Source organism: Pseudomonas sp. GT1P32, assembly GCF_054897805.1.
Genome location: NZ_CM142704.1, coordinates 2,098,708 through 2,123,718 on the forward strand (window position 1 = coordinate 2,098,708; position 25,011 = coordinate 2,123,718).

General features: G+C 55.0%; 32 protein-coding genes, 1 tRNA gene and 1 pseudogene. 8 read left to right on the plus strand and 26 right to left on the minus strand.

The features are described 5' to 3' along the window. The first annotated feature begins 14 nt into the window (after positions 1 to 14). From ACYZUC_RS09460 to ACYZUC_RS09470, 3 genes are all read left to right on the plus strand, one after another. Entirely contained in the window at positions 15 to 1,967 is a 1,953-nt protein-coding gene (locus ACYZUC_RS09460) for a copper resistance system multicopper oxidase (protein WP_461995314.1), read from the plus strand. A gap of 232 nt (positions 1,968 to 2,199) precedes the next feature. Next, positions 2,200 to 3,159, plus strand: a complete 960-nt coding sequence (locus ACYZUC_RS09465) for a copper resistance protein B (RefSeq protein ID WP_461996691.1) — start codon at positions 2,200 to 2,202, stop codon at positions 3,157 to 3,159. A 166-nt stretch (positions 3,160 to 3,325) separates the two neighbouring features. Then, a complete protein-coding gene (locus ACYZUC_RS09470) occupies positions 3,326 to 3,793 on the plus strand; it encodes a DUF411 domain-containing protein (RefSeq protein WP_461995316.1) in 468 nt (155 codons plus the stop codon). Positions 3,794 to 3,953: 160 nt separating this feature from the next. On the opposite strand, the gene ACYZUC_RS09475 is transcribed toward ACYZUC_RS09470, so the two are convergent. From ACYZUC_RS09475 to ACYZUC_RS09490, 4 genes are read right to left on the minus strand one after another with little or no spacing between them, the layout of a single operon-like run. Then, complete coding sequence (locus ACYZUC_RS09475; protein ID WP_084317634.1) at positions 3,954 to 4,136, minus strand: DUF1289 domain-containing protein; 183 nt, start codon at positions 4,134 to 4,136, stop codon at positions 3,954 to 3,956. Between the two features lie 3 nt (positions 4,137 to 4,139). Beyond that, positions 4,140 to 4,511 (minus strand): hypothetical protein, encoded by a 372-nt coding sequence (locus ACYZUC_RS09480; RefSeq protein WP_461995318.1) that lies wholly within the window; start codon positions 4,509 to 4,511, stop codon positions 4,140 to 4,142. A gap of 29 nt (positions 4,512 to 4,540) precedes the next feature. Then, entirely contained in the window at positions 4,541 to 5,521 is a 981-nt protein-coding gene (dmeF, locus tag ACYZUC_RS09485; protein ID WP_461995320.1) for a CDF family Co(II)/Ni(II) efflux transporter DmeF, read from the minus strand. Positions 5,522 to 5,532: 11 nt separating this feature from the next. Further along, positions 5,533 to 5,808, minus strand: a complete 276-nt coding sequence (locus ACYZUC_RS09490; protein WP_028621219.1) for a metal/formaldehyde-sensitive transcriptional repressor — start codon at positions 5,806 to 5,808, stop codon at positions 5,533 to 5,535. A gap of 350 nt (positions 5,809 to 6,158) precedes the next feature. Here ACYZUC_RS09490 and ACYZUC_RS09495 point away from each other — a divergent pair, with 350 nt between their 5' ends. After that, positions 6,159 to 7,475 carry an MFS transporter gene (locus tag ACYZUC_RS09495; RefSeq protein ID WP_461995322.1) on the plus strand — a complete coding sequence of 439 codons (1,317 nt, stop codon included), beginning with the start codon at positions 6,159 to 6,161 and terminating at the stop codon, positions 7,473 to 7,475. A gap of 35 nt (positions 7,476 to 7,510) precedes the next feature. Here the strand turns inward: ACYZUC_RS09495 and ACYZUC_RS09500 are convergent, their stop codons facing one another. From ACYZUC_RS09500 to ACYZUC_RS09515, 4 genes are read right to left on the minus strand one after another with little or no spacing between them, the layout of a single operon-like run. After that, positions 7,511 to 8,254, minus strand: a complete 744-nt coding sequence (locus ACYZUC_RS09500) for a TraX family protein (RefSeq protein WP_461995324.1) — start codon at positions 8,252 to 8,254, stop codon at positions 7,511 to 7,513. After that, a complete protein-coding gene (locus ACYZUC_RS09505; RefSeq protein ID WP_461995325.1) occupies positions 8,251 to 8,688 on the minus strand; it encodes a YqaA family protein in 438 nt (145 codons plus the stop codon). Before ACYZUC_RS09505 ends, ACYZUC_RS09500 begins: the two co-directional genes overlap by 4 nt. Before the next feature lie 12 nt (positions 8,689 to 8,700). Continuing rightward, a complete protein-coding gene (locus ACYZUC_RS09510) occupies positions 8,701 to 9,837 on the minus strand; it encodes a nickel/cobalt efflux protein RcnA (RefSeq protein ID WP_461995327.1) in 1,137 nt (378 codons plus the stop codon). 7 nt (positions 9,838 to 9,844) lie between these two features. Further along, a complete protein-coding gene (locus ACYZUC_RS09515) occupies positions 9,845 to 10,144 on the minus strand; it encodes a metal-sensing transcriptional repressor (RefSeq protein WP_069557030.1) in 300 nt (99 codons plus the stop codon). 515 nt (positions 10,145 to 10,659) lie between these two features. Between ACYZUC_RS09515 and ACYZUC_RS09520 the strand changes: the two genes are divergently transcribed. The 3 genes from ACYZUC_RS09520 to ACYZUC_RS09530 all read left to right on the plus strand — a co-directional run bounded on the left by ACYZUC_RS09520 (position 10,660) and on the right by ACYZUC_RS09530 (position 12,297). Next, positions 10,660 to 11,397 carry a HupE/UreJ family protein gene (locus ACYZUC_RS09520; RefSeq protein ID WP_461995329.1) on the plus strand — a complete coding sequence of 246 codons (738 nt, stop codon included), beginning with the start codon at positions 10,660 to 10,662 and terminating at the stop codon, positions 11,395 to 11,397. A 12-nt stretch (positions 11,398 to 11,409) separates the two neighbouring features. Continuing rightward, entirely contained in the window at positions 11,410 to 12,075 is a 666-nt protein-coding gene (locus ACYZUC_RS09525) for a transmembrane anchor protein (RefSeq protein WP_461995330.1), read from the plus strand. 93 nt (positions 12,076 to 12,168) lie between these two features. Next, complete coding sequence (locus ACYZUC_RS09530; RefSeq protein WP_256556348.1) at positions 12,169 to 12,297, plus strand: hypothetical protein; 129 nt, start codon at positions 12,169 to 12,171, stop codon at positions 12,295 to 12,297. Here the strand turns inward: ACYZUC_RS09530 and ACYZUC_RS09535 are convergent. From ACYZUC_RS09535 to ACYZUC_RS09595, 13 genes and pseudogenes are all read right to left on the minus strand, one after another. Continuing rightward, positions 12,286 to 12,446, minus strand: a pseudogene (locus ACYZUC_RS09535) (hypothetical protein); the annotation flags it as partial. The gene ACYZUC_RS09530 and the pseudogene ACYZUC_RS09535 sit on opposite strands and share 12 nt — an antisense overlap. A gap of 58 nt (positions 12,447 to 12,504) precedes the next feature. After that, positions 12,505 to 13,725 (minus strand): organoarsenical effux MFS transporter ArsJ, encoded by a 1,221-nt coding sequence (gene arsJ, locus ACYZUC_RS09540; RefSeq protein ID WP_461995332.1) that lies wholly within the window; start codon positions 13,723 to 13,725, stop codon positions 12,505 to 12,507. Between the two features lie 9 nt (positions 13,726 to 13,734). Continuing rightward, positions 13,735 to 14,739 carry an ArsJ-associated glyceraldehyde-3-phosphate dehydrogenase gene (locus tag ACYZUC_RS09545; protein ID WP_461995334.1) on the minus strand — a complete coding sequence of 335 codons (1,005 nt, stop codon included), beginning with the start codon at positions 14,737 to 14,739 and terminating at the stop codon, positions 13,735 to 13,737. 23 nt (positions 14,740 to 14,762) lie between these two features. Beyond that, positions 14,763 to 15,275, minus strand: coding sequence for a phosphatase domain-containing putative toxin (locus ACYZUC_RS09550; RefSeq protein ID WP_461995336.1), 513 nt, complete (start codon positions 15,273 to 15,275; stop codon positions 14,763 to 14,765). Between the two features lie 12 nt (positions 15,276 to 15,287). Further along, on the minus strand, positions 15,288 to 16,004 hold the full coding sequence (arsH, locus tag ACYZUC_RS09555; RefSeq protein ID WP_461995338.1) for an arsenical resistance protein ArsH: 717 nt from the start codon (positions 16,002 to 16,004) through the stop codon (positions 15,288 to 15,290). Beyond that, on the minus strand, positions 15,997 to 17,070 hold the full coding sequence (gene arsB, locus ACYZUC_RS09560; RefSeq protein WP_461995340.1) for an ACR3 family arsenite efflux transporter: 1,074 nt from the start codon (positions 17,068 to 17,070) through the stop codon (positions 15,997 to 15,999). Before arsB ends, arsH begins: the two co-directional genes overlap by 8 nt. Positions 17,071 to 17,087: 17 nt before the next feature. Beyond that, on the minus strand, positions 17,088 to 17,558 hold the full coding sequence (locus tag ACYZUC_RS09565; RefSeq protein ID WP_461995342.1) for an arsenate reductase ArsC: 471 nt from the start codon (positions 17,556 to 17,558) through the stop codon (positions 17,088 to 17,090). Positions 17,559 to 17,585: 27 nt separating this feature from the next. Next, complete coding sequence (locus ACYZUC_RS09570; RefSeq protein WP_461995344.1) at positions 17,586 to 17,957, minus strand: metalloregulator ArsR/SmtB family transcription factor; 372 nt, start codon at positions 17,955 to 17,957, stop codon at positions 17,586 to 17,588. Positions 17,958 to 17,965: 8 nt separating this feature from the next. Then, complete coding sequence (locus tag ACYZUC_RS09575) at positions 17,966 to 18,379, minus strand: arsenate reductase ArsC (RefSeq protein ID WP_461995346.1); 414 nt, start codon at positions 18,377 to 18,379, stop codon at positions 17,966 to 17,968. A gap of 328 nt (positions 18,380 to 18,707) precedes the next feature. Beyond that, positions 18,708 to 20,063 carry an FAD-dependent oxidoreductase gene (locus tag ACYZUC_RS09580; RefSeq protein WP_461995348.1) on the minus strand — a complete coding sequence of 452 codons (1,356 nt, stop codon included), beginning with the start codon at positions 20,061 to 20,063 and terminating at the stop codon, positions 18,708 to 18,710. An 11-nt stretch (positions 20,064 to 20,074) separates the two neighbouring features. Then, positions 20,075 to 20,578: an arsinothricin resistance N-acetyltransferase ArsN1 family A gene (locus tag ACYZUC_RS09585; protein ID WP_048377491.1), complete on the minus strand. Its 504-nt coding sequence runs from the start codon at positions 20,576 to 20,578 to the stop codon at positions 20,075 to 20,077. Between the two features lie 64 nt (positions 20,579 to 20,642). Then, entirely contained in the window at positions 20,643 to 21,140 is a 498-nt protein-coding gene (locus tag ACYZUC_RS09590; protein ID WP_092238472.1) for a MarR family winged helix-turn-helix transcriptional regulator, read from the minus strand. Between the two features lie 5 nt (positions 21,141 to 21,145). Next, on the minus strand, positions 21,146 to 21,280 hold the full coding sequence (locus ACYZUC_RS09595; RefSeq protein WP_258558634.1) for a hypothetical protein: 135 nt from the start codon (positions 21,278 to 21,280) through the stop codon (positions 21,146 to 21,148). Here ACYZUC_RS09595 and ACYZUC_RS09600 point away from each other — a divergent pair. After that, entirely contained in the window at positions 21,279 to 22,481 is a 1,203-nt protein-coding gene (locus ACYZUC_RS09600) for an MFS transporter (protein WP_461995349.1), read from the plus strand. The genes ACYZUC_RS09595 and ACYZUC_RS09600 overlap by 2 nt on opposite strands. 41 nt (positions 22,482 to 22,522) lie before the next feature. On the opposite strand, the gene ACYZUC_RS09605 is transcribed toward ACYZUC_RS09600, so the two are convergent. The 5 genes from ACYZUC_RS09605 to ihfA all read right to left on the minus strand — a co-directional run bounded on the left by ACYZUC_RS09605 (position 22,523) and on the right by ihfA (position 25,010). Beyond that, positions 22,523 to 23,581 (minus strand): flavin-containing monooxygenase, encoded by a 1,059-nt coding sequence (locus ACYZUC_RS09605; RefSeq protein ID WP_461995352.1) that lies wholly within the window; start codon positions 23,579 to 23,581, stop codon positions 22,523 to 22,525. Positions 23,582 to 23,616: 35 nt separating this feature from the next. Continuing rightward, positions 23,617 to 23,967: an ArsR/SmtB family transcription factor gene (locus ACYZUC_RS09610; RefSeq protein ID WP_048377495.1), complete on the minus strand. Its 351-nt coding sequence runs from the start codon at positions 23,965 to 23,967 to the stop codon at positions 23,617 to 23,619. A gap of 237 nt (positions 23,968 to 24,204) precedes the next feature. Next, positions 24,205 to 24,281 (minus strand) — tRNA-Pro (locus tag ACYZUC_RS09615). A gap of 89 nt (positions 24,282 to 24,370) precedes the next feature. After that, positions 24,371 to 24,727, minus strand: coding sequence for a MerR family transcriptional regulator (locus tag ACYZUC_RS09620; protein ID WP_003179985.1), 357 nt, complete (start codon positions 24,725 to 24,727; stop codon positions 24,371 to 24,373). Then, entirely contained in the window at positions 24,708 to 25,010 is a 303-nt protein-coding gene (gene ihfA / locus ACYZUC_RS09625) for an integration host factor subunit alpha (protein ID WP_002553164.1), read from the minus strand. The genes ACYZUC_RS09620 and ihfA overlap by 20 nt, the downstream gene beginning before the upstream one ends. Between the last annotated feature and the right edge of the window lies 1 nt (position 25,011).

The following is a 25,011-nucleotide window of genomic DNA, read 5'->3' on the forward strand; positions in this document are numbered from 1 at the left end:
TGGACATAAACGGCATGCACTCCAAAACCTCTAGGCGGACATTCGTTAAGGGCCTGGCCGCAGGCGGCATTCTCGGTGGTCTTGGTCTGTGGCGCACTCCTGTATGGGCAGTGAGCAGTCCCGGTCTGCCGAGCGTACTCACCGGCAACGAATTTGATCTGTTTATTGGTGAAAACCCTGTGAACATCACCGGCTCGCCGCGCACAGCCATGACCATCAACGGCTCTTTGCCGGGACCACTGCTACGCTGGCGTGAAGGGGAAACAGTCACGCTGCGTGTGAAAAATTGCTTGGACCAAGACACGTCCATTCATTGGCACGGGATCATTCTGCCCGCCAACATGGATGGTGTACCGGGTTTGAGTTTCCATGGCATCGCTCCCGATGGAATGTACGAGTACAAATTCAAGGTTCATCAGAACGGTACGTACTGGTACCACAGCCATTCTGGTTTACAGGAGCAGGCAGGCGTCTACGGTCCAATCGTTATCGACTCCAAAGAGCCTGAACCTTTCCAATACAACCGCGACTACGTGGTGATGCTGACTGACTGGACCGATGAGGATCCTAGTCGCGTCATGGCAAAACTCAAGAAACAATCGGACTATTACAACCACCACAAACGTACCGTGGGCGACTTCATCGACGATGTCAGCAAGCAAGGTTGGTCTGCTGCCGTAGCCGACCGAAAGATGTGGGCTGAAATGAAAATGAACCCCACCGATCTCGCAGACGTCAGTGGGGACACTTACACCTACCTCATGAATGGCCAGGCGCCTAACGGTAACTGGACCGGGATCTTCAAACCGGGCGAGAAGCTGCGCCTGCGCTTCATCAATGGCTCGGCTATGAGCTATTTCGATGTCCGTATTCCGGGTTTGAAATTGACCGTCGTGGCCGCCGATGGACAACATGTCAAACCAGTCAGCGTCGACGAATTCCGCATCGCCGTGGCAGAAACGTATGACGTCATCGTAGAACCTGCCAGCGAAGAGGCTTACACCATCTTCGCCCAGTCTATGGATAGAACTGGCTATGCACGCGGAACCCTGGCAGTTCGCGAAGGATTGAAGGCGCAGGTACCTGCCCTCGATCCTCGGCCTCTTTTGACCATGGATGACATGGGAATGGGCGGTATGGAGGGTATGGACCATGGCAGCATGGCTGGTATGGGTGGCGGCGAAATGAAACACGGTGACATGTCCGGAATGGCGGGCATGGATCACAGCAAGATGACCGGCATGGATCAAGGTGGCATGACCGGGATGACCGGCATGGACAGCGGTGACATGACTAACATGGCCAGTATGGATCACAGCAAGATGGCGAGTATGGACAAAGGCGATATGTCCAACATGGCCGGCATGGATCACAGCAAGATGGCAGGGATGGATCATGGCGATATGTCGGGAATGGCTGGCATGGGTGATATGGGTGGAGAAATGCAGACACACCCAGCCTCCGAAACCAATAATCCCTTGGTTGACATGCAAGCCATGAGCCCAACGCCAAAGCTTAACGACCCTGGTATCGGCTTACGGAACAATGGTCGTCGCGTGCTCACCTACTCTGACCTGAAAAGCACATTTCAGGATCCTGACGGTCGCGAACCCAATCGCACCATCGAACTTCATTTGACCGGTCACATGGAAAAGTTTTCGTGGTCGTTCAACGGCATCAAATTCTCCGACGCCGAGCCGCTCCGCCTGAAATACGGCGAACGTCTGCGCATCACCTTGGTGAACGACACCATGATGACCCACCCAATCCATCTTCACGGCATGTGGAGTGACCTTGAGGATGAGAACGGCAAATTCATGGTGCGCAAGCACACGATTGATATGCCGCCAGGTACCAAGCGCAGCTATCGAGTCACCGCTGATGCCTTAGGTCGCTGGGCCTATCACTGCCACCTGCTTTTCCATATGGAAATGGGCATGTTCCGTGAAGTACGGGTTGATGAGTAAAGGAGACGATCTGTGAGCACATACCTAAATCGTAAATCGCTAGTGGGTCGCCTCTTTGCCATTGGCCTGTTGGGTGGACTCTCGTCTGTGGTACTGGCAGGGGATGATAGTAGTGACCATTCACCTGCGACTCCTGCGAAAGCAATGAATCAGCCCGCAACTAGCACAACCGAGTCAAAGCCCGATCACGGGTCAATGGACCACAGAAACAAGCGCCATGAGTCGATGGATCATGACCAAAAAACCAAAAAGGCAGATTGAGATCATGACCAGAAAATTCATACGTCCAACCCTGTTAGCACTTGCAGTCTCTACCAGTCCTGCTTTCTCTTTCATGGCCCAGGCGGCAGAAGAGATGGATCACAGCTCAATGGGAGCTATGGACCATAGCAAGATGGGGGCATTGGATCACAGCAAGATGAGCATGGACAATGGAGCAATGGACGGTATGGAAAGTATGGATGGAGGGGCGACTACCACCAGTCGAACCCCAATCCCCGTACTTACCAACGCTGACCGTGCAGCCGCCTTCCCAGATGTGGCTGGTCATGGTGTCCATGACAAAAAACTCAACTCCCTCATGCTGCTGGATAAGTTTGAGTACCAGGACGCTGACAACGGTAGTGCGTTGGCCTGGGATGCAAAAGGATGGATTGGTGGCGACATTGACCGACTGTGGTTGCGCTCGGAAGGCGAACGTACCAATGGCGTTACGGAAAACGCTGAACTTTCAGCACTTTGGGGTCACTCCATAGGCCCATGGTGGGATGTCGTCACCGGCGTACGACAAGACTTCAAGCCCGGTTCTCCACAAACGTGGGGAGCGCTCGGTATTCAGGGCATGGCTCTCTATAACTTTGAAACCGAAGCGACTGCCTACATCGGTGAGAACGGCCAAACCGCTGCTCGTTTTGAAGGCGACTACGACATTTTGCTCACCAATCGCCTGATCTTGCAGCCAACAGCCGAAGTAAATTTATACGGAAAAAATGATCCTCAGCGCAGCATTGGATCTGGATTAGCCAACACCGAAGTAGGTTTCCGGTTGCGTTACGAGATTGTTCGCCAATTTGCTCCTTATATCGGAGTTACCTGGAATCGCTCCTACGGCAAGACCGCCGACCTGGCCAGCGATGAAGGAGATAAGACCAATGAGGCTCGATTTGTAGCGGGTGTTCGGATGTGGTTCTGATTCGATTTAGCAACGCCATTAAGAGCTTTGAATGATCGGGGAGCCACCTCCCCCGACTCAAGGGCAAGACCATCAACCAAACCTAAGCAGCCGTACTGAATGCTCGGGTGAGAATTCTGCTTTTTCGCGGGATATCCCAACGCCGCCAAGGTAAAAGGAAATATTCATGACAGGTAGCTTCCGACTCTCGAATCGATTTGTGCGTATCGCAACATTCGCCGCGCTGTTCATCGGTTCAACCGCGCAAGCGGCACAGGCCCTGACCATCGATGTTCATCGAGATGCAAACTGCGGATGCTGCAAGAAATGGATTCAGCATCTTGAGGCCAACGGATTCACCGTCGTTGATCATGTAGAAACCAACATGAGCGCCGTCAAACAGGATCTCGGTGTAGCTCCCCGACTTTCGTCCTGCCACACCGCGATGATCAATGGGAAGTTTGTTGAGGGCCACGTACCCGCTGAACAAATCATTGCGATGAGTAAGCGTGACGACCTTCTCGGGATCGCCGCTCCTGGCATGCCGCTAGGCTCTCCAGGAATGGAAGTCGATGGAGCACATGAGGTTTATCAGATAATCGGCCTGACCAAAGCCGGCACAGATCAAGTCCTTGCTGAATACCCCGGCAATTAATCTGACCCTGTCCATCTAACGCTGCATGGCTACCGTCCAGCATGGCCATGCAGCGAGAAATGCTTTGTCCATTACGTGTTCAAGCAGTAGAAGAAGTTGTAAGGGACCGAGGACAGCAGCAAGGGAGGACGCAGTGCAACTGCGGCCTAAACTGCGGCGTTCAATTGTGCTTTTTTTGCAGGCTTTTCAGACGCAAGGTCGCGCGTTGTACAGCGGCCATCTTTTCTGGACGCTTCATCCGCTTCCATTTTCTGATGTCTTCCTTGGTGCGACCGCAGCTCAAACATAGTTCACTGTTCAGCTGGCAAACGGAAATACATGGGTTTTCGATGTCCTTGGCCATGGTTCAACTCCGCGTGGACCGTGTACGTGTTAAACGCTGCCGCCAGTCACCGGCATTCGACCGCTGACATTGCTCTTCAGTATCGAAATGCACGTTGGCCGACACCTGACTGACGTGAACATTCGCTTCACTTAACGCCAGGGTCGTCAGTTCGAGCATCCGCTTGTCTTGCCCATTGGCAAGCACCTCATCCCTGTTGGCATCGGTGTCGAAGACCCAAACAACCATCAGACTGGAGGGAAATCGCGCGTAATCCACATCGTGAGTCATCCAAGAGAAGCCCACTATCTCCGCCATGGCCGTCTCGCAGGCCTTGGTCAGGGCCGCAATCAGACGACGTTCGATTTGCGCCTGATCCCGTTTGCTCAAAAGCATATATCGATCCTTATTTTCATTTCAGTCGACTATGCGTTCATTTCTAAGCCCGGAACGGAGACTTGTACCGGTGAGTCAGCTCCCAGCTTCGTACGGTATTCAACAGTCAGATGCGTGACTTCATGAACCGTAGCAAGCCGGTCTCGTATGTCTTCGGCATTCACTGCTGGGCTACCGAGGACGCTAACAATCGCGGCTCGGGCCTGAGGCCCCACCTGCCAGACATGAAGATCAATGATCGAAGCATCTCCCGGTCGCTCAACCAGTTCACGAATCTCTTCAGCGACATGATCATCTGTCTGGTCGAGCAATACACCCGCAGTCACCCGCATCAACGACCAAGCCCAGCGTGCAATGACCACTGCACCCACAATCCCCATTGCAGGGTCGAGCCATACCCAACCAAGGTATCGACCAGCAAGCAGTGCTGCGATGGCCAGAACCGAAGTCAGTGCATCTGCAATGACGTGAACGTAAGCAGAGCGCAAATTATTGTCGTGACCATGCGCATGGTGAGATTCATCGTGGCCGTGGTCATGCCCATGGTGATGATCATGACCGCCAGACAGCAAAAGCGCGCTCACCACATTCACTGCTAATCCGACAACTGCGATAAGAGTCGCTGTCCCGAATTGCACTTGAGTCGGTTGAAGGAGACGGAATAGCGATTCTCCGGCAATTCCCAAGGAGACCAGTCCCAAAATCAGAGCAGAGGCGAAGCCACCTAAGTCTCCCACCTTGCCAGTTCCAAAACTGTAGCGAGCACTTGAGGCATGTCTTTTTGCGTAACCGTAAGCAGCTGCGGCTATGCCAAGTGCTCCAGCGTGCGTTGCCATGTGAAAACCATCGGCAAGCAACGCCATCGATCCAGTGAGATACCCTGCGGTGATTTCAGCAACCATCATTACGACGGTCAGAGCCACGACCGACAAGGTTCGCTTAGCGTTTTCTTCATGTGATTTCCCGAGGAACATATGGTCGTGGGAATAGTCGGTGTACGAATTACTCATCTGGGTAAATCCTATTTGGAATAGCGGCGAATGGCTTCGAGAAGCTCATCGACGCCTTTCGCTCTTTCTTCGTTGCTGAGTGTCGGGTTCGCGACATGTTCACGAGCGTGGTCTTCGATGATTTCATCCATCAGCCCATTGATAGCGCCACGGGTCGAAGCGACCAAAAGCAAGGTCTTCGAGCAGTCATCATCAGAGTCGAGTGCTCGCTCAATCGCCTGGATTTGCCCAGCGATTCGCTTTACGCGTTTAAGAAGATTGTCTTTGCTCGATCTCACATGGCCCATACCATACCCCCCCTACCTATAATGAAAATATGATCACACGTTCCAACTAGCCATACAAGCCTGGGATTGAATACATCCGACTGTCAGCAATTGAATCTGCAATTGAAAGAGTTGAGCACTTCGTCTCGCTGGGCAAAACCAATACAACCCGATGGACGGGTCCGCACTTCAATCATTCGATAGATGGCGTAGCGCCTATTTCTTGAGCTGCCATGGTCTATGGTTTAGGATCGAACCTATCCCCCCCAGGGGGATATACGTACTCAACAGAGACGAAACCAGCTACTTACGTCTTTACGTGAAAAGTTCGGTAACCACCTGGTCACGCACTTCGCCAATTGAGATATTTCATGCTGAAAATCCTAGCCAACCGAACCTACCGTCACCTCTTCCTAGCCCAGGTGATTGCACTCGTAGGGACTGGCCTTGCCACTGTCGCACTGGGCCTACTGGCGTTCGACCTGGCAGGCGCCCAAGCGGGAGCCGTCCTCGGTACGGCGTTGGCGATCAAAATGACGGCCTACATTGGCGTTGCGCCGATTGCAGCGGCTTTTGCAGAGCGCCTACCCCGTCGGGCAATGCTGGTTTCTCTGGATCTTGTGCGAGCGCTGGTCGCACTCGCACTGCCGTTCGTGACGGAAGTCTGGCAAATCTACGTGCTGATTTTCGTCCTTCAGTCCGCTTCGGCAGCGTTCACTCCGACGTTCCAGGCGACCATTCCAGACATACTGCCGGATGAAGACGACTACACCCGTGCCTTGTCGCTATCACGTCTCGCCTATGATCTTGAAAGTGTTGCCAGCCCGATGCTCGCCGCCGCGCTGCTGACCGTGATCAGCTTCCATAACCTGTTCGCCGGAACTGTCATCGGGTTCCTTGCCTCAGCGGCCCTAGTCTCCACAGTGCTGCTGCCAAAGGCGAAGCAAACACCACGACGCAGCATCTACGAACGAACCACCCGTGGCATGCGCATATTCCTGACCACGCCACGGCTGCGAGGGCTGCTGGCTCTTAATCTGACGGTAGCGGCCGCCAGTGCCATGGTCATCGTCAATACGGTGGTGCTGGTGCAGTCGCGCTTCGCCCTACCTCAAAGTTCTACAGCATTGGCGCTGGCCGCATTTGGTGGCGGCTCCATGGTCGCTGCCCTGGTCTTGCCTCGCCTGTTGAAAAACATCAAAGACCGAACGGCCATGCTGTTTGGTGGGGGAATATTGGTTGCAGGCTTGGCCGTTGGCATCACCCTGACCACCTACAACTTTCTGTTGCCTCTGTGGATGTTGCTCGGCGTGGGCTACTCCCTGGCTCAGACTCCGAGCGGTCGGCTGTTGCGTCGCTCGGCGCATGCCGAGGATCGCCCGGCATTGTTCGCCGCCCAATTTGCGCTATCCCACGCCTGCTGGCTGATTACCTACCCATTGGCGGGATGGCTGAGTGCCCACATCAGCCTCACGGCCTCGTTTGCTGGGCTTGCTGTCGTAGCAGGTAGTGCACTGGTGGTCAGCATTGTGATCTGGCGTCCTGCTCATGACCAAGAGTCGATCAAACACACCCATGAGAACCTGCCGGATGATCACACTCACCTCGACGGCCAGGATGGCGTTGATCACGAACACCCGTATGTGATCGATGATCAGCATCGCCGATGGCCAGATAAACGACCGTGAGTTCCTAAGATCTGCTAAGGCTGGTTGGTCAGCCTTCAGACCAGAAGCCGTAGCGCTTGCAGAGCGACAAGATGGCCTGGATAGAACCAATAACCCCATTGCCGCACCGGCCAGACCTTGAAGATGAAAGTCTGACGTAGAAGCCAGAGTCCAATCAGAGGTGCAACGAACGCAGTGCTCAAAGCCAGCAATGAATAGATCTCCCAGTCCATCGCCCTGATCACGATGCTACTGCGGGTATTGCTCAACAAGCATAGAGCCGCTGGCAGCGACCAAAGAACACTGGGCCTCTTGATCGCTAACAAGACCGCCGCTGGAACGAGTGCACCGTAGAAGCCGTACATGAGTGGATCATCCAACACGTAGGCAATTGCGGCGGCCATCAACGCCGTAGCGATGCTCAACAGGTTGCGATGCTGCCATCCCCAAGCAATCAAAAGCCCAAACGTCAGGGTCACCAATACGTTTAATGATCCCGAGGTGCTGATGTATCGATATGGCACCTCTGAAATGCCGGCGAACAACAGCATTAAAGCGAGATAACGACCGTTCCCAGCAGTCAGTAATTCACCCGGCTTCGCGCGCGCCACATTGGCCGCAATGGCGACACAGAACAGCGGAAAGGAAAGCCTTCCCGGAATGAACAGATTGCTCATTTCCGGCCACACCAAACGCAGGTGATCGATAACCATGGTCAGCATCGCCAGCCACTTGATCAGATCCAGGCTACTGCTTCGGCTCTTGAGTGAGGAGTGCTGAGCTATAGGAACAGTCCTCATGCCCACCCCAACGTGACGGCGGTTAGTACGAGATAACGCACGCCCTTGGCCAGGGTGACGAGCAGGAGAAAACTCCAGAATGGCTCACGCATGACTCCGGCGACTACAGTCAGCGGATCGCCAATGACAGGCACCCAACTGAGCAGTAAAGACCAGCGGCCATAGCGCAGATAGAACTGCTGAGCTTTTTCGAGCTGGTTATCCCTAACCGGGAACCATCGTTTGTGGCGGAATCGCTCAATGGAGCGACCCAGAATCCAGTTCAGCGCGGAGCCAAGAACGTTGCCGAAGGTGGCGACCGCCAAGAGCGTTGATGCAACGTATTGGCCGGAGAGCAACATCCCGACCAACACGGTTTCAGACTGCATGGGCAGCAACGTGGCGGCACCAAATGCCGCCAAGAACAGACCAATGTAGCTGGTGAGTTCAAACACTCAAGCGTCGCCTTATGCGTTCAGGCCAATCCAGCCATGGATGCCCACGTAGAGCCCGACTCCGATAATCAGTGCGCTGGACAGATAAGGGGCGCGACGAGCAACGGTGCCCATCCAAGGCCAGCGGTTGGACGCCTGCTTGGCGCCAATAGCGGCGGCTGCACCGACGGTTACCAGTGTGAGCGCCAGACCAATGCTGAAGCACAGGACGAGCACGCCCCCCAAGGCGACTTCCTTGACCTGAAGGCAGAGCAGCAGAACGGTGATGGCCGCTGGGCAAGGAATGAGCCCCCCCGTCAAGCCGAACATGATGATCTGTCCCGTGGTGACTTCACGGTTGGTGAAGCGCTTGCGGATATCGTTGGCATGGGCACGCTCATGCGCATCCTGATAGCCGTCAATCGACAATTCCAACCCTTCCAGTTCGGAATGCGCGTGCCCGTGATCATGCTCCCGGTATTCCAAGTCGTAATCATGGGAATGGCCGGCATGGCCCAGACTCAAGCGGGCACTGAATTCATGCGGTTCCGGGATATCGACCGTCGACTCCACAAAACCATCACGCTCAACAAATGAGAAGGTCTGCGTGCTGCCGTCGGGACGGGTCGTCATCAAGCGAACGTCTGATGCTAACCAAGCATGCCCACTCAACGTTTTCATACGCCAGTGGGGAGGTATCCCCTCCTCGAAGATCGACAGTTCCACGCGACCATGACCGGTATCGATACGATGGGTTTCATCATGATGACCATGATCATGTTCGCCGTGGTGGTGATCGTCGCCTTGCTCGAACTTGAACATCTGCTCGCCGCGCCAGGTACGCCACAGCATCCAGAGCGCAATCACAATAATCAGTGCGGAGGACGCGAGCTGGAAGTACGGTTCGGTGGTTTGAGCGTCTAGGCCTTTACCCAGGTACATGCCGCCGATGGCGACCAGCCACACCACGGCGGTGTGCGACAGCGTCGCGGCCAAACCCAATAAAACAGCCTGTTTTACCGAGCCTCGTATGGCCACGATGAAGGCTGCCATCATGGTTTTTGAATGGCCAGGCTCAAGGCCATGCAAGGCTCCGAGCAGAATAGCGCTCGGGAAATACAGCCAGGCGTGAGCCCCGCCTTGTTGCAGCAGTTCAGCGAAGTTGGGCATGTAAGACCTAGAGGTACTTGGTGATTTGCTTGAAGGCTTCCAGTGGTGCGCGCTCGCCATTGTTCAACGCCGAGACGGTGTCCTCCAGGCAGTGATCGATGTGATCCTGAATGAGCGTGCGCTTGGCTTGGCATACCGCTTTTTCAACCGCATGCAACTGCTGGGCGATGTCCACGCACTGACGCCCCTCTTCGATCATGGTGATGATGCCGCGTAAATGGCCGTCCGCCCGCTTGAGGCGTTTGATGATCGCCTCGTGACTTTGGTGAGTGTGGGGGTGGCTGTGTTCGTGTTCGTGCTCACTCATGACTTGAGCCTCAGGTCTCAATGAATTACGCTGAGCATCCTATCCCCCCTAGGGGGATATGGTCAAACGAATCGAAGCCCTATAAAACGAGTTGAAACCGGAACACTATGTTCAGCAGGACACTGACAACGACAGTGGTAATCGCACTTGCTCTCGCCATGTTGGTGGCCTGGGCCGGGCATACCTATACGTTATCAGTCACGTCGAAACAGCCTGCCTGGGAGATTGCGCAAGACACCCATCACTCCCATGAACAGCAAGCTGAAATGTCGTGTGCGAGCTTCTCGGATCACTATCACTCCCCGTTGACCCCTGACCATCAACACGAAACGCCACAGCTCACCTCTGAGTTGAATATGGCTACGCAGCCGAAGATCTCTATGCGAGTCGACGTGCAGCGCTATTCCGTTCCCCGTCCGCCGATATTCTTGATCGAGCGGCCACCTCGTCCTTCGTTCGCAGCCTGACCATGGCCGCGCAAGCGGCCCACTATCACTGCAACGTAGGATTTATCCATGCATTCGCACTCGATGAGCGGCGTTGACGCATTTACTGCGCCTTCGCGTCGCCTGCTACTGCTGCTGTTTTTATTTGTCGCGTCACTTTTCCTCGCAATACCTGAGGCGATAGCTCATGCCGTCGCCGAAGGTGATAAGGGGTTCATCCAAGAAAGCTCAGGCGTCATGTTGCTGCCCTTCATCTACATGGGCGCCAAGCACATGATGACGGGATACGACCACCTGCTGTTTCTGTTCGGGGTGATCTTCTTCCTCTACCGCCTGAAAGATGTGGGGCTCTACGTCACGCTTTTCGCCGTAGGCCACTCGATCACGCTGCTGCTGGGTGTGCTGACTGAGGTCAGTATTAGCTCTTACATCATCGACGCCATCATCGGTTTCTCGGTGGTTTACAAGGCGCTCGATAACCTCGGCGCATTCCAGCGTTGGTTCGGCTTCCAACCCAACACCAAGGTGGCCACGCTGATCTTCGGCCTGCTCCATGGTTTCGGTCTGGCCACCAAGATTCAGGAGTACGAGATCTCGCCAGATGGCCTGATTCCGAACCTGATTGCCTTCAACGTTGGTGTCGAGATAGGCCAATTGCTGGCTCTCAGTACGATTCTCATTCTGATGGGGTATTGGCGGCGCACCGGTAGTTTCTGGCGCCACGCCTACACCGCCAACGTCGCCATGATGAGTGCCGGTTTCCTGCTGATGGGTTACCAGATCACCGGCCTGTTTGTCTCTTCGTAAGGAATTCTGATCATGTTCAATACTCCGCTTCCAACTGTTAATGAATTGCCCAGCACTCGCAAACTGGTGCGCTCGACTGTCATTGCACTGCTGACTGCTGTCGGCCTGCTGGTGACCGTTGTCATGCCTTCGGAATACGCCGTTGATCCAACGGGGGTGGGCCGTGCACTAGGCCTGACTCAGATGGGTGAGCTGAAGATCATCCTTGCCCAAGAGGCTCTGGCCGATGCCGCGCCGCCGATAGCAGCAACTCCAGCTCCAGCTCCAGCTCCAGCTCCAGCTCCAGCTCCAAAGGTTGCGCAAATACAGCCTGCGCCGCTACCGGCAACTCAACCGACAGCGGCACCATCCCCGGCCAAGAAGACGAATCAAATGACCGTCACCCTCAAGCCAGGCGAAGGGAAGGAAATCAAACTGGAAGTCTTGAAGAACAAGACCGTCAGCTATGAATGGACGGCTGCGGGTGGACTGGTGAACTTCGACACTCATGGCGAACCCTACAACGGTGAAAAGGGTTACTTCCACAGCTACAACAAGGGCAAGCAGGTCAAAAGTGATAAAGGTGAATTCACCGCTATTTTTGACGGCACCCACGGTTGGTTTTGGCGTAATCGCAGCAACAACGACGTGACTATCTCACTGAAAACGACCGGCGATTACTTGAGCGTCAAACAGTAATCCGAAGCAGCGATGGCTGTTCTACTGCCGAAAATACAGTGTTCAGCCTGGCCACAGACCATTTATTGCATCCATTTTTTGAAGAGTCTTCCCATGAAAACCCCAACAACGCTGATTCGTTCGATGCTCCTGATCTGCTTCCTCGGCCTGATGACGGCATGCGGCGGCGGTGAGAAAGGAGCAACCTCCGAGAGCGCTGAGCACGGACACTCACACGAGTAACACCCTGAATAAAACAAGGCCGCATTTGCGGCCTTGTTTGTTCTTATATCTCTCCTGTGCGCCCAACTCTATCACTCGGTTCAGCGGCAGCTTGAAGTATTAAGGTTGCTGTTGGCGTTACTCAGCAAAAAGGCGAACGGGCGTTGCCTCTCACACTTGCCTGCCTTGCCTCGAAAGCAATTAGTTACAACCGTCCTTTGAGCGCTTTCAGATCGCCTTGGCATGCCTCGGTAGCGCGATAGAAATCATCGCTGCGAGCAACACAAAGGCGCTCGATATCCACAAGCACGCCCCCAGCCCATACGCCTGATATACCCAGCCGGAGAGCACCGTGCCGATCAGCCGTCCCATGGCGTTCGACATGTAATAAAACCCCACGTCCAGCGACACGCCGTCTTCCTTGGCGTAGGAGACGATCAGATAGCTGTGCAACGACGAATTCACCGCGAACAGTGCGCCAAAAACCATCAATCCACCCAACAGCACCATTTGTTGCGAGTGCCCGCTATTCAGTCCGAGAGCAATTGCCGCAGGCAATCCCGCGAGTGCAAGTGCCCAGAGAAATGCCGCACGACCATCCGGCACGTGCCCACGTTTCTTGCCGGTGATGTTGGGTGCGAAGGACTGCACGATGCCGTAGCCAATCACCCAGGCCGCCAGGAAGCCGCCAACCTTCCAGAAGTCCCAGCCGAACACGCTGCTCAGGTACACCGGCAAGGCCACCACAAACCAGACATCGCGGGCGCCGAACAGGAACATTCGCGCCGCTGAGAGGATGTTGATTGCCCGGCTCTTGGACAGGATGTCGCGAAACTTGGGCTTGGCTTTGGCTTTGCCGAGATCCTTCTTCAGCAGGATCAGGCTGCTGATCCAGATCAGCGCCAGGACACCCGCCATGGCCAGCAAGGCGCCTTTGAAGCCCATTAATGCCAGCAAGGCTCCGCCAAGAAAGAAGCCGACACCCTTGAGTGCGTTCTTCGAGCCGGTGAGGATCGCCACCCACTTGTAGAGCTTGCCCTGCTGCCCATCAGGAACCAGAAGCTTGATGGAGCTTTTCGCACTCATCTTGTTCAGGTCTTTGGCAATCCCCGACAATGCCTGAGCGCCCATCACCCATGGGATGGTCAGCAAGGCCGAGGGCACTGTCAGCATCAACAGCGCCGCGACCTGGATGCCCAGCCCGATGTTCATGGTTCGGTTCAGACCCAGCCGAGCGCCAAGGTAGCCACCCACCAGGTTGGTGATCACGCCAAAGAGTTCGTAGAACAGAAACAACGCCGCGATTTGCAGTGGGCTGTAGCCCAACGCGTGAAAGTGCAGCACCACCAACATACGCAAAGCGCCGTCGGTGAGCGTGAATGCCCAGTAGTTGCCCGTGACGAGCAGGTACTGCCGCACTTCCGGAGCGAGGGCTGACAACGCTTTCATAACCGCTCCTTAGATTGCCCGACCGACCATTTTGGCCAGTTCGACGGTGCGGTTGGCATAGCCCCATTCGTTGTCGTACCAGGCATAGAGTTTGACCTGGGTACCGTTGATGACCATGGTCGATAGCGCATCGATGATCGATGAGCGTGGATCGGTGCGGTAGTCGATGGACACCAGTGGACGTTCCTCGAAGCCGAGGATGTCTTTCAGCTCGTTCTCGGAGGCGTCCTTGAGGAACTGATTCACCTCCTCGACAGTGGTGGCCCGCTCGACCTCGAAGACACAGTCGGTCAACGAAGCGTTGGCCAGCGGCACGCGTACCGCGTGACCATTCAGACGCCCACGCAGCTCCGGAAAGATTTCGGCAATGGCGGTGGCCGAGCCGGTGCTGGTTGGGATCAGGCTCATGCCCGACGCACGCGCACGGCGCAGATCCTTGTGCGGCTGATCGAGGATGCTCTGCGTGTTGGTCAGGTCGTGAATAGTGGTGATCGAGCCGTGACGAATACCCAGTTTCTCGTGGATGACTTTCACCACAGGTGCCAGACAGTTGGTGGTACAAGAAGCAGCGGTGACGATGCGATGTTCAGCCGGATTGAACAGCTGATGGTTGACGCCCATGACGACGTTCAGCGCGCCTTTTTCCTTCACCGGAGCGCAGACCACCACACGCTTCACGCCTTGGTCGAGGTAAGCCTGAAGCACAGCGACGGTTTTCATCTTGCCGCTGGCCTCGATCACCAGATCGCAACCCGACCAGTCGGTGTCGGCAATCGCTTTGTTCGCGGTCACCTTGATGCGCTTGCCGCCAATCATCACCTGATCGCCTTCTGCGCTGGCTTCGTTGTGCCAACGACCATGCACAGAGTCGAAGTTGATCAGGTGCGCATGGGTGACTGCATCACCTGCCGGATCGTTCATCTGCACGAATTCGAATTCTGGCCAGCTCCAGGCGGCTCGCAGCGCGAGGCGACCAATCCGTCCAAAACCATTGATGCCAACTTTGATAGTCATGTTGTTGTGCTCTTTATCTGTTGTCAGTGGGAGTTCGACTGGGTGTCGAACTGGCCGATGTATTCAATGTGGGCAGGATGCTGAATAGCGCGCGGGCGCAGCGACTGAACATCGCGGATGGCATCGCTGAATGGCACACCGCTTTCGATCAACAGCTGAGCGGCGACCAAACCGGTACGGCCTGAGCCGCCCTTGCAATGGATGGCGATGGTTTTCCCATCGATCAGCAGCTGCTGGAGACGCGGATGATGCTGTTCCCATGCGGCTTTGAATGCTTCGCCAGGAGCTTGATCATCTTCTACGGGCATGTGAAACCACTCGATGCCAAGGATTTGGCACTCTTCGGGCAGCAGGTCGATCTCGTTCTGGAGCAACTCCTCGGTCGGCATCAGCGTCAGCAACGCCGATGCCCCCACATCCTTGAGGGTTTGCAACGCCTCGAAAGGTCGGGTGCCCTTCGTGCCTGGGCACGGGGTGAAGATCAATTGGCCATTGAACTGTGCCAAGGGAAGTACGGAGTATGGGTGTTGTTGCACGGTGAAAAATCCTCAGATGGAGCGCTGATTGACACGTTTCATGAGTTCTTCCGCCGACTCTTTGCGCTCGGAATAACGATCGACCAGATAGTCCTGACGGTCGCGAAGCAGCAGCGTGAATTTCACCAACTCCTCCATGACATCAACGACACGGTCGTAGAACGGAGAAGGTTTCATCCGGCCGCTATCGTCGAATTCCATATAGGCCTTCGGCACGGAGGATTGGTTGGGGATGGTGAACATGCGCATCCAACGTCCCAGCACGCGCAGCTGATTGACCACGTTGAACGACTGCGAGCCGCCGCACACCTGCATAACGGCGAGGGTTTTGCCCTGGGTCGGACGTACCGCGCCCATGGCCAGTGGCACCCAGTCGATCTGCGCCTTGAACACTGCGCTCATGGAACCGTGACGTTCTGGAGAGCACCAGACCTGCCCCTCGGACCACAGCATCAGCTCGCGCAGTTCCTTCACACGTGGATGATCGTCAGGGGCGTCATCTGGCAGAGGCAAACCTGACGGATTGAAAATCCGCGCCTCAGCGCCGAAGTGCTCTAGCAGTCGAGCGGCTTCCTCTACCAGCAGGCGACTGAAGGAGCGCTCACGGGTCGATCCGTACAACAGCAAAATGCGCGGCTTGTGGATGGAGATTTTTTCGATACCGAGCTTGTCCGCCGATGGGAGATCAACCAGTTCGGTATCAAGCTGGGGGATAGGATCATCAAACATAGTCTTTGTCCTGCGCAACGGCGCTCTTGGATTCATCGAACCAGCGGCGTTTCAGCCAGAGGGCCACACCGACCAGGGAAATCAGTACCGGCACTTCCACCAACGGGCCAATCACCGTGGCGAAGGCGACCGGGGACGCCAGGCCGAAGGTGGCGATGGCCACGGCAATCGCCAGTTCGAAGTTGTTGCTTGCTGCCGTGAAAGCCAGTGCGGTGGTGCGCGGATAGTCAGCCTTGAGCAGCTTGCCCATCCAGAAGCTAATGAAAAACATCACTACGAAGTAGATCGTCAGAGGGATCGCGATGCGCAATACATCCAATGGCAATTGCAGCACCACGTCGCCCTTGAGGCTAAACATGGCCACGATGGTCATCAGCAGTGCCACCAGCGTCAGCGGGCTGATCTTCGGAATGAAGCGCTCCTGGAACCAAGCTTCACCTTTACGGGCGATGAGGATCCTGCGGGTCAGGAAGCCCGCCAGGAACGGCACACCCAGGTAGATCAGGACCGACTCGGCAATGCTGACAAAGCTGGTCTCAATCATACTGCCTTCCAACCCAAACAGCGGCGGCAGCAGACCAAGGAAGACCCAGGCATACACACTGAAAAACAGGATCTGGAAGATGCTGTTGAACGCCACCAATCCGGCGACGTACTGATTGTTGCCACCCGCGATCTGATTCCAGACCAGCACCATCGCGATGCAACGAGCCAAGCCGATCAGGATCAGGCCGGTCATGTATTCCGGTTGGTCCCGCAGGAAGATAATCGCCAGCGCGAACATCAACACCGGGCCGATGACCCAGTTCTGGACCAGAGATAAAACGAGGATGCGCTTGTCCTTGAAGACCTCCGGCAGTTCCTCATAACGAACCTTGGCCAGAGGCGGATACATCATCACGATCAAGCCGATAGCGATGGGAACGTTGGTTGTGCCCACCGAAAGACTGTTGAGCCACTGCGGCCAGCCTTCGAACAGGCTCCCCAAACCGATGCCCAAGGCCATGGCGAGAAAAATCCACAGGGTCAGGTATCGGTCCAGGAAGGAAAGGCGGCTTTTACTCATGATCATTGCTCCTGTGGTTACAGCGTGCCAATCAGGGCCAGCTCTGCCTTGAGCTGTTCGGCACTCAGTTGGGCAAGCGGTAATGCCAAGAAGGCTTCAATACGGGTTCTGATCTGCTCCAAAGTGGCTTCAAAAGCCGCTTCAATCTCTTCTTGAGTTCCGTGGTATTCCGAAGGGTCTGCCAGCCCCCAGTGGGCCTTAATGGCCGGCCCAAAAAATACCGGGCAGGCTTCACCGGCAGCCTTGTCGCACACCGTGATGACGAAATCAGGTGCCAAGTTCACATGGACATCGCTGGACTTACTGAACAGCCCGAGCGTCGACATACCAGCCTTCTCCAACGTCTTGAGACTCAATGGATGCACTTCGCCTTTAGGCTGACTACCCGCGCTGTAGGCTTTCATGCCTTCCGGCGCCAAGTGATTGAAGACCGCTTCACAGAGGATGCTGCGACAGCTATTGGCAGTGCAGAGGAACAGGATTTTCATCGATTGATCTCGTGGTCGAAGGCGGAATCAGGCGATTTTGCTTTCACAGCACACGGCTGCACGTTCAGGACGGTCACCCATTTCATCAAGGCGTTTGGCATCAGGGCTCAACCAGTGCTTGTTGCTTTCCAGCACAGTGGTCAGCACTTGATGGACCCAATCTGGGAGATTCGGGTGCAGTCGGTAATAAACCCATTGGCCTTGCCGACGGTCCGACAGCAAACCGCAACTGCGCAGCTGCGCCAGGTGTCTGGAGACTTTTGGCTGACTCTCATTCAACGCGCAGGTCAGCTCGCAAACGCATAGCTCCCCTTCACGGGTGATGAGCATCATCGTGCGCACCCGAGTGTCGTCAGCCAGGCATTTGAAAACAGTGGTCGGTGTCAGATGGTCAGCCATATCGTTTCTCAGTGTTTGTTTTTGACCAAGACGAACATCTTGATGCGCTCATGAATTTCGTGAAGGGTGTGACGGAAGGCATCGGGTTTGATGCTGGTGACCGGATCCTCAAAACTCCAGGCCAATGCCTCACCGGCTCCAGGTAAAGACAGGCATTCCGCTGCGGCTTTATCACACAAGGTGATGACGTAATCGAAACGCTCACCTCGGAAATCGTCTATCGACTTGCTACGTAATCCTTCGGTACTCACACCGATATGTGAAAGCGCCTCAAAGGTACGCGGATCTACCTGAGTCGGAGCTGTGCCGGCGCTGAACGCCTCGAAATGCTCTGGGTCGGTATGCCTCAGCAATGCTTGGGCCAACTGAGATCGTGCAGCGTTGGCGGTACAGACGAACAGGACACGGGCTTTGCTGGTCATTGTGAAGCCTCAGCTCATATGCGGTTTAACAAATATATGTTTTTCCGCATACAAGGTAAAGAGCCACGACCCATTAATCCATCAACACGATTGGACTCCGCCGACCACCTTCAATGAAAGCTCTGTATTACGGCGTTAGCCAGATAAATCGCTTTCCGGTTCTCTTCAAATATCTGCGGCGGCACATATATGGTTTCTGTAATAAACCTGTCACTCACGCAGAAATAGGTCGCTCCTTGGTTCAAGGACTACCTGGACGTGCAAAAGAAAAGAAGAAGGTCGCCCCTAACCCGCCCCGGTCATCGAGGGCGGGTTCGGTGGCTGTGCACTAGGCTTTGCAACAACCCGGCGAGGTACGAGGCGCGGCCTCAAGGATTGTCTCTCCGGTGCCACAACAAGACGTCTGACTTTCCGAAGCCTTCAAGCGATCATCGACTTCATCGAAATCCGAGTTGCAAATACCCGTTTCCGGGAGGATCAGCTCAACCCTTTTGGCCGCATCCCAATCACCCGCCAGCGCCGCGACGACAGAGCGAACTTGCTCATACCCAGTCATCAACAAGAACGTAGGCGCCCGACCATAGCTCTTCATCCCAACAATGAACAAACCTTCCTCAGGATGGGCAAGTTCTATCGCGCCATGAGGTCTGACCGTACCGCAGCTGTGCTCGTTGGGATCGATCATTGGAGCGAGCAACACTGCGCTTTGAGTTGCGGGATCAAGTGCGATACGCAACTCGGCGAGCAGGCTCATGTCAGGTCGGAATCCGGTCGCCACAATGATTTGGTCCACAGGTGGAAGTATCTGGTCTCCCGCCTTCACAACCAACCCTTGGCCATTGCCTACAACCTGATCGATAGCGACGTTTTTGAACAGCTCGATCACGCCGTCATTCAGCAATTGGCGAATCTTTAGGCCGAGCTTTCCGCGCTCTTCCAATTGATCATTCGCACCACCACCCAGAATGCGCTCAAGAGAATTACCCCGGATCGCCCATAGCACTTTGGTTTGCGGTGCCTCCTGAATCAGACGCACCAGATCCTGTAGGGCGTTAAACGCGGAGTGACCACCACCCACCACCAGCACTCTTTTGTTGGCATAGCGATTCCGCGCACGACCCAGCACCTCCGGAATGCCGTACGCAATGTGCGCTGCATGCTCGATCTCGCCCAATGCAGGGATGCCATGGGCGCCCATCCAGTTTGGTGTCAGGTAGGTGCCCGAGGCATCAATGACAGCACTGGCAAGCACATCCTGTTCACCCGCCGGCCCTGCGACACGCAGTAAAAAAGGAGCTGCCGATCTGCCCTGGGTCTTCATCACATCCTGACCGACGCGAGTGGCTGCCAGAACACGGGTATTGAACTGCAAGTGACGCTTGATCTGTTCGAGGTCGGCGAAAGGTCGAACAAACCGGTCCAGCAGTTCACGACCCGTTGGATACTCGTTCTCCGGTGGTGGAGTCCAACCATCGGCCAGCAGAAGATTGGCCGCCTCCTTGTCCACATTGAACTGCCACGGAGAGAACATCTTCACATGCGCCCATTCTTCAATGCTGGCCCCAGCCTCCGGACCAGCTTCCAGGATCAGCGGAGTGATACCTCTGGCCAGCAGGTGAGCGGCTGTGGCGAGGCCCACTGGGCCTGCACCGATTATGGCGACGGGAAGGTGAGTGTTATCCATGATCGACTCCTTCAGGTTGGCTGATTGTTCGCGAACAGGCGCTCGACAATCGCGCAGTCGAGCCAACGTCCTTCTAGGCAGGCGTGTTTTTCATATACCCCCACTTGGCGGAAACCGCAGGCTTCGCACAATGCGAGGCTGGAGTGATTGAAGGTAAAAATGCGTGAAAGGACTTTCCAGAATCCGCGAGCTTCGGCTTCTTTCAGCAGTGCCTGAAGTAACTGTTTGCCTAGCCCCTGGCCGCGAACACTGCGATCTAGGTAAATGGAAAAATCCGCAATGCCGTCGTAACAGGCACGAGCGCGATAACTACTGAGTCCTGCCCATCCAACAACCTGATCCGTCTCATCGACCATGACCAACACTGGATAGCGCTCCATTGATTTGATGCGATCAAGCATGTCTGCCGGGCTTCGAGGAGTCGTTTCAAACGTAGAGCTACGCTCCTCGATCCCCTGGTTGTAGATGGCGGCTATTGAAACAGTGTCTTTAGTTTCAGCTAAACGAACTCGCATTGTTGGAGCCCCATTACGTTGGTAGTAACAACATTATTGGCAAAAAAAGGGAAGTTCTTCCCTTTCATTCCTTGCTCTTCACGGCTGGGCAGCACTCATTCACGAGCCCGCAGCGAATCTCCGTGGCCCGCGTGATCTGCCTGAGCAAACTCAGCGCTCCCTGCCTGGCTTCAGCTGACAGGTTCTCGATCATCGCTCGCTCCTCTGCAATCAGGTCAGCTCTGATTTTCTCGTATAGCTCACGCCCTGCATCCGTTGCCTGGATTCGTACTGCACGCCGATCTTCATCATCCTCAACACGTGACACATACCCCTTGCGTTCCAGGGTATCGATCACTCGACTCGCCGTGCTCTTGTCCAAGAACATTTCTTCGGCCAAAACCTGAAGGCGCAGTGCGCCCCTTTTGACCAGCGTCTCGACGGCATAGCATTGGGTGACCGATACGTCGTAACAGCAAATCCGATCACGATCACGGAACTGATGGACGCGAACCAACTGATTCAACGCTTCGTATAGGTCCTCGGAATCCTGAGTCAGCTGATCGTTTTTACGCTTCGTCATAACCGTCACAAATTAGTTGTTAGCTGCAACAATAATCCTGGTATCCCGAAAGCGTCAACACCGATCTCTCGGTTGACGATAACCAAAGGAAGGCGATAGCTTGTTGTTACTGACAACAAAAAAATGAGCACGTCGGTCATGACACTTCCAGAACAGATCCATCCCCCGATCAATCGCTCCAGACTCGTATGGGCGATGGGTTTTACTCAAATTCTCGCCTGGGGTTCGACCTACTACTTGCCAGCAGTGCTTGCGTCTCCGATAGCCAAAGAGACGGGATGGTCCATCACCAATGTGGTGGGCGGTCTGTCCTGGGGACTTTTGGTAGCGGGAGCCTCCTCGCCGGCCGTTGGTCGTCAGATTGACCGCCACGGCGGACGCTCTGTCCTAGCGGCCAGTTCACCGCTACTGGCTCTCGGCATGCTACTAATGGGACTGGCGGGCAACGTTGCCACTTACTATGTCGCCTGGACGTTGATCGGTGTTGCCATGGCGGCGGGTTTATACGACGCAGCCTTCTCAACCCTGGGACGACTGTTCGGCGAAGGGGCTCGAACGTCAATTACCGGGCTGACCTTGTTAGGTGGGTTCGCCAGTACCATAGGTTGGCCGGTGATCGCAGGACTGGAAAGTTGGATCGGCTGGAGAAACGCCTGCTTTGTTCTCGCGGCTGCTCATCTCTTGATTGGGCTACCCATCCACTCGCTGTTGATTCCTGGAAGCACAAAACAACCACCCCACCCCGTCATAACAGAATCACCCAGCGCGTCAGAGCTTCACCCCAAGACCACCAATTATCTATTCTTATTGATTGGCGCCATGCTGACGGTTCTAGCGCTGGTCGTATCAGGTATCTCAGTACACCTGCTTAATGTCCTCAAGCAACTGGGAATCGCGACCGCTGTGGCCTTGGCCATCGGCATGGTGATTGGTCCCTCGCAAGTCTTGGCACGGGTGGCAGAGTTTTCCATAGGCAGAAATCTCCACCCGACCTGGTCAGCGCGGGTCGGTGTGTTTCTATGCCTGGTCGGGTTGGGATTATTGATCTCAGGGATGCCCTGGATGGCCTTCGTGGCGATCGCACTCTACGGCGCAGGCAACGGCATCCTAACGATCGCTCGCGGCACCCTCCCCTTGGCGCTGTTTGGCCCGCAAGGCTACGGAGCGAGAATGGGGCTTCTCGCCAGGCCGGTACTCGTGGCCCAGGCCTGCGGCCCGATAGCCGCCGCATTTGTTTTGCAGAACTTTGGAGCCTCGGCACTGCTTGTCGTTATGTGCGGTTTGGTTTTGCTGTGCTTCATCGCCAGCTGGCGCCTTCCAACGACTCGACGCACTGACTAAACGTTGCTGCGGTTGAGATTCGTCAACTGCCAAGTTGTCTTCTAAACAGGCATATCGCGGACAAATCGCATCAAGCTGGGCATGATGTAAGACGCATCCTGGCCGACACCTCTGAGGGTCGCTGAAGCAAAGTTCCGTTGCTTCGGCAGACCGACAAAATACAGCCCAGGTAGGTGCTCGGCCTGCCCGTTACGGTGAGCCCAATATTCATCGCCTGGGCATTCCAACCCGCTCAAAAATTCCAAGTTCGGGCGAAATCCGGTAGCAAACACCAGGCTATCGGCTTCAGTGTGCTGCCCATCAGCCCAGATCACGCCGGTTGGTGTTATCGCCTCGAACATCGGCTTACGCTCGAACAACTTTTTCTTAAGGGCTCGACGATAGATCCCGTCATCAAGCACCGGCGTACTTTGGTCATTCAACCAACGGGTCTTTTCCAACCCCGACCATTTCAGCCACGCATGAAAATCCGAACCCAGTATCTTTTGTGGAAAAAACCGAATTGGCTCCCTGCTTGCCAGCACGACTTTGCTCACATGGGCCAGTTCATAAGCAATTTGAACAGCCGAGTTCGCAGCACCGATTACAACCACTCGTTGATCACCAAAGCCTTCGGCATTTCGATATTCCGCGCTGTGCAAACTGCGCCCGAGAAAGCCCTGAAGCCCTTGAATATCTGGAATGAACGGCTGATTGAATCCCCCCGTACACACGACCAGCGCCCTGGAGCAGAAAATTTCTCCATCGTCCGTTTGAAGCTGAAACAGCTCGCGCTCTCTTCGTACATGCTGCACGCGGGTGTACTGACGAACTGGCAATCTGAATGCCTTTGCATAGTCTTCCAGATAGCGTACGACATCATCACGAAGCGGGTAATGATCAGGTTCTGCCGGGAAGCGCCTGCCTGGCAATGACGAGTAAGCAGCTGGAGAAAAAAGCTTCAGACTGTCGTAGTAATTGCGCCAATTCCCTCCCGGTGACCGCTCAGCATCCAAAATCAGGAACCTAAGGTTTTGCTGCTGTAAGTGCCAACCGCACGCTAATCCTGCCTGGCCTGCACCGATCACAATGACATCCAAGATTTCATTTATTACATTCATATATGCACACTCATGCACACTACAGAGCAAAAAAACTATCCGGACGTACCTGGGCAGCAGAATGGGGCGAGGCTTTTCATATGCTGAAGAATGGCTTCGAGGCGTGTCACCACTGCCGGCCCATCCACCTCGTAGAACATCTGCCTGCTGACCTTGGTACCGCGGACGATACCTGCCTCTAACAGTACTTGCAGATGCCGGGAAACAACTGAGCGTTCCTGGGGCAGTGCTTCCGCAATCTCTCCGATGTCGGCGCGCCCCAGTTGCATCACGCGCTTGAGCACAGCTACACGCGAAGGCTCGCAAAGCGCCTTGAAGAAAGCGCCATCGAGAGACTCGATTGCAGCGTCAATTGCGCGGGTTCGGTTAAGGATTCGATTAGTCATGCAACCGACTATATGTGCATATCCATGCACACGTCAACACTCTGCAATTGCACCTCTCCTAAGGCCAAAAGCTGTGCCGTGAAGGTAACCAACTCCCCGAGAAAGCCAACAATTTAGGGTGTAACCCCAGGTGGTGTTGGTAAAGATTCCACCGAGAGCCAGTCGTTTTGTAGGGGCAAAAACGTTCGAAAATAAAAAGGGGTCGCGAGATAAAGTCTCGCAACCCCTTGATTTATATGGTCGGAACGGAGTGATTCGAACACTCGACCCCTAGCACCCCATGCTAGTGCGCTACCGGACTGCGCTACGCCCCGACTAGGCGTGAAACTCGTCCTTCATCTCGAAGAACGCTCAAGAATATATCGCAAGCTTTTGAAAACTGGAAGTATTCAAACGCATGAATTTATTTCTTGAGGACCACCAGCACATCTTCCAATTCGGCAATCATCTGCCGAATCATCTGTTTGTATTGAGTGGTGTCGTCTTTGGCTTCATCGCCGGACAAACGCAAGCGTGCGCCGCCGATGGTGAACCCTTGATCGTAAAGAAGCGCGCGGATCTGCCGGATCATCAGCACGTCTTGTCGCTGATAATACCGGCGGTTTCCGCGCCGTTTGACGGGGTTGAGTTGAGGAAACTCCTGCTCCCAATAGCGCAGCACGTGCGGTTTTACCGCACACAGCTCGCTGACTTCACCAATGGTGAAGTAGCGTTTGCCTGGGATGACGGGTAGCTCGTCGTTATGACTTGGTTCCAGCATAAGCCTCAACTCGGGCCTTCAACTTCTGCCCTGGACGAAAGGTGACCACACGGCGAGCCGTGATCGGGATTTCTTCACCCGTTTTCGGATTGCGGCCAGGCCGCTGGCGTTTGTCCCGAAGGTCGAAATTGCCGAAACCGGACAATTTGACTTGTTCGTTGTCTTCAAGAGCGTGCCTGATTTCTTCAAAAAACAGTTCGACCAATTCCTTGGCCTCCCGTTTATTCAGGCCCAGCTCTTCATACAGACGTTCCGCCATTTCAGCTTTCGTCAGAGCCCCCATA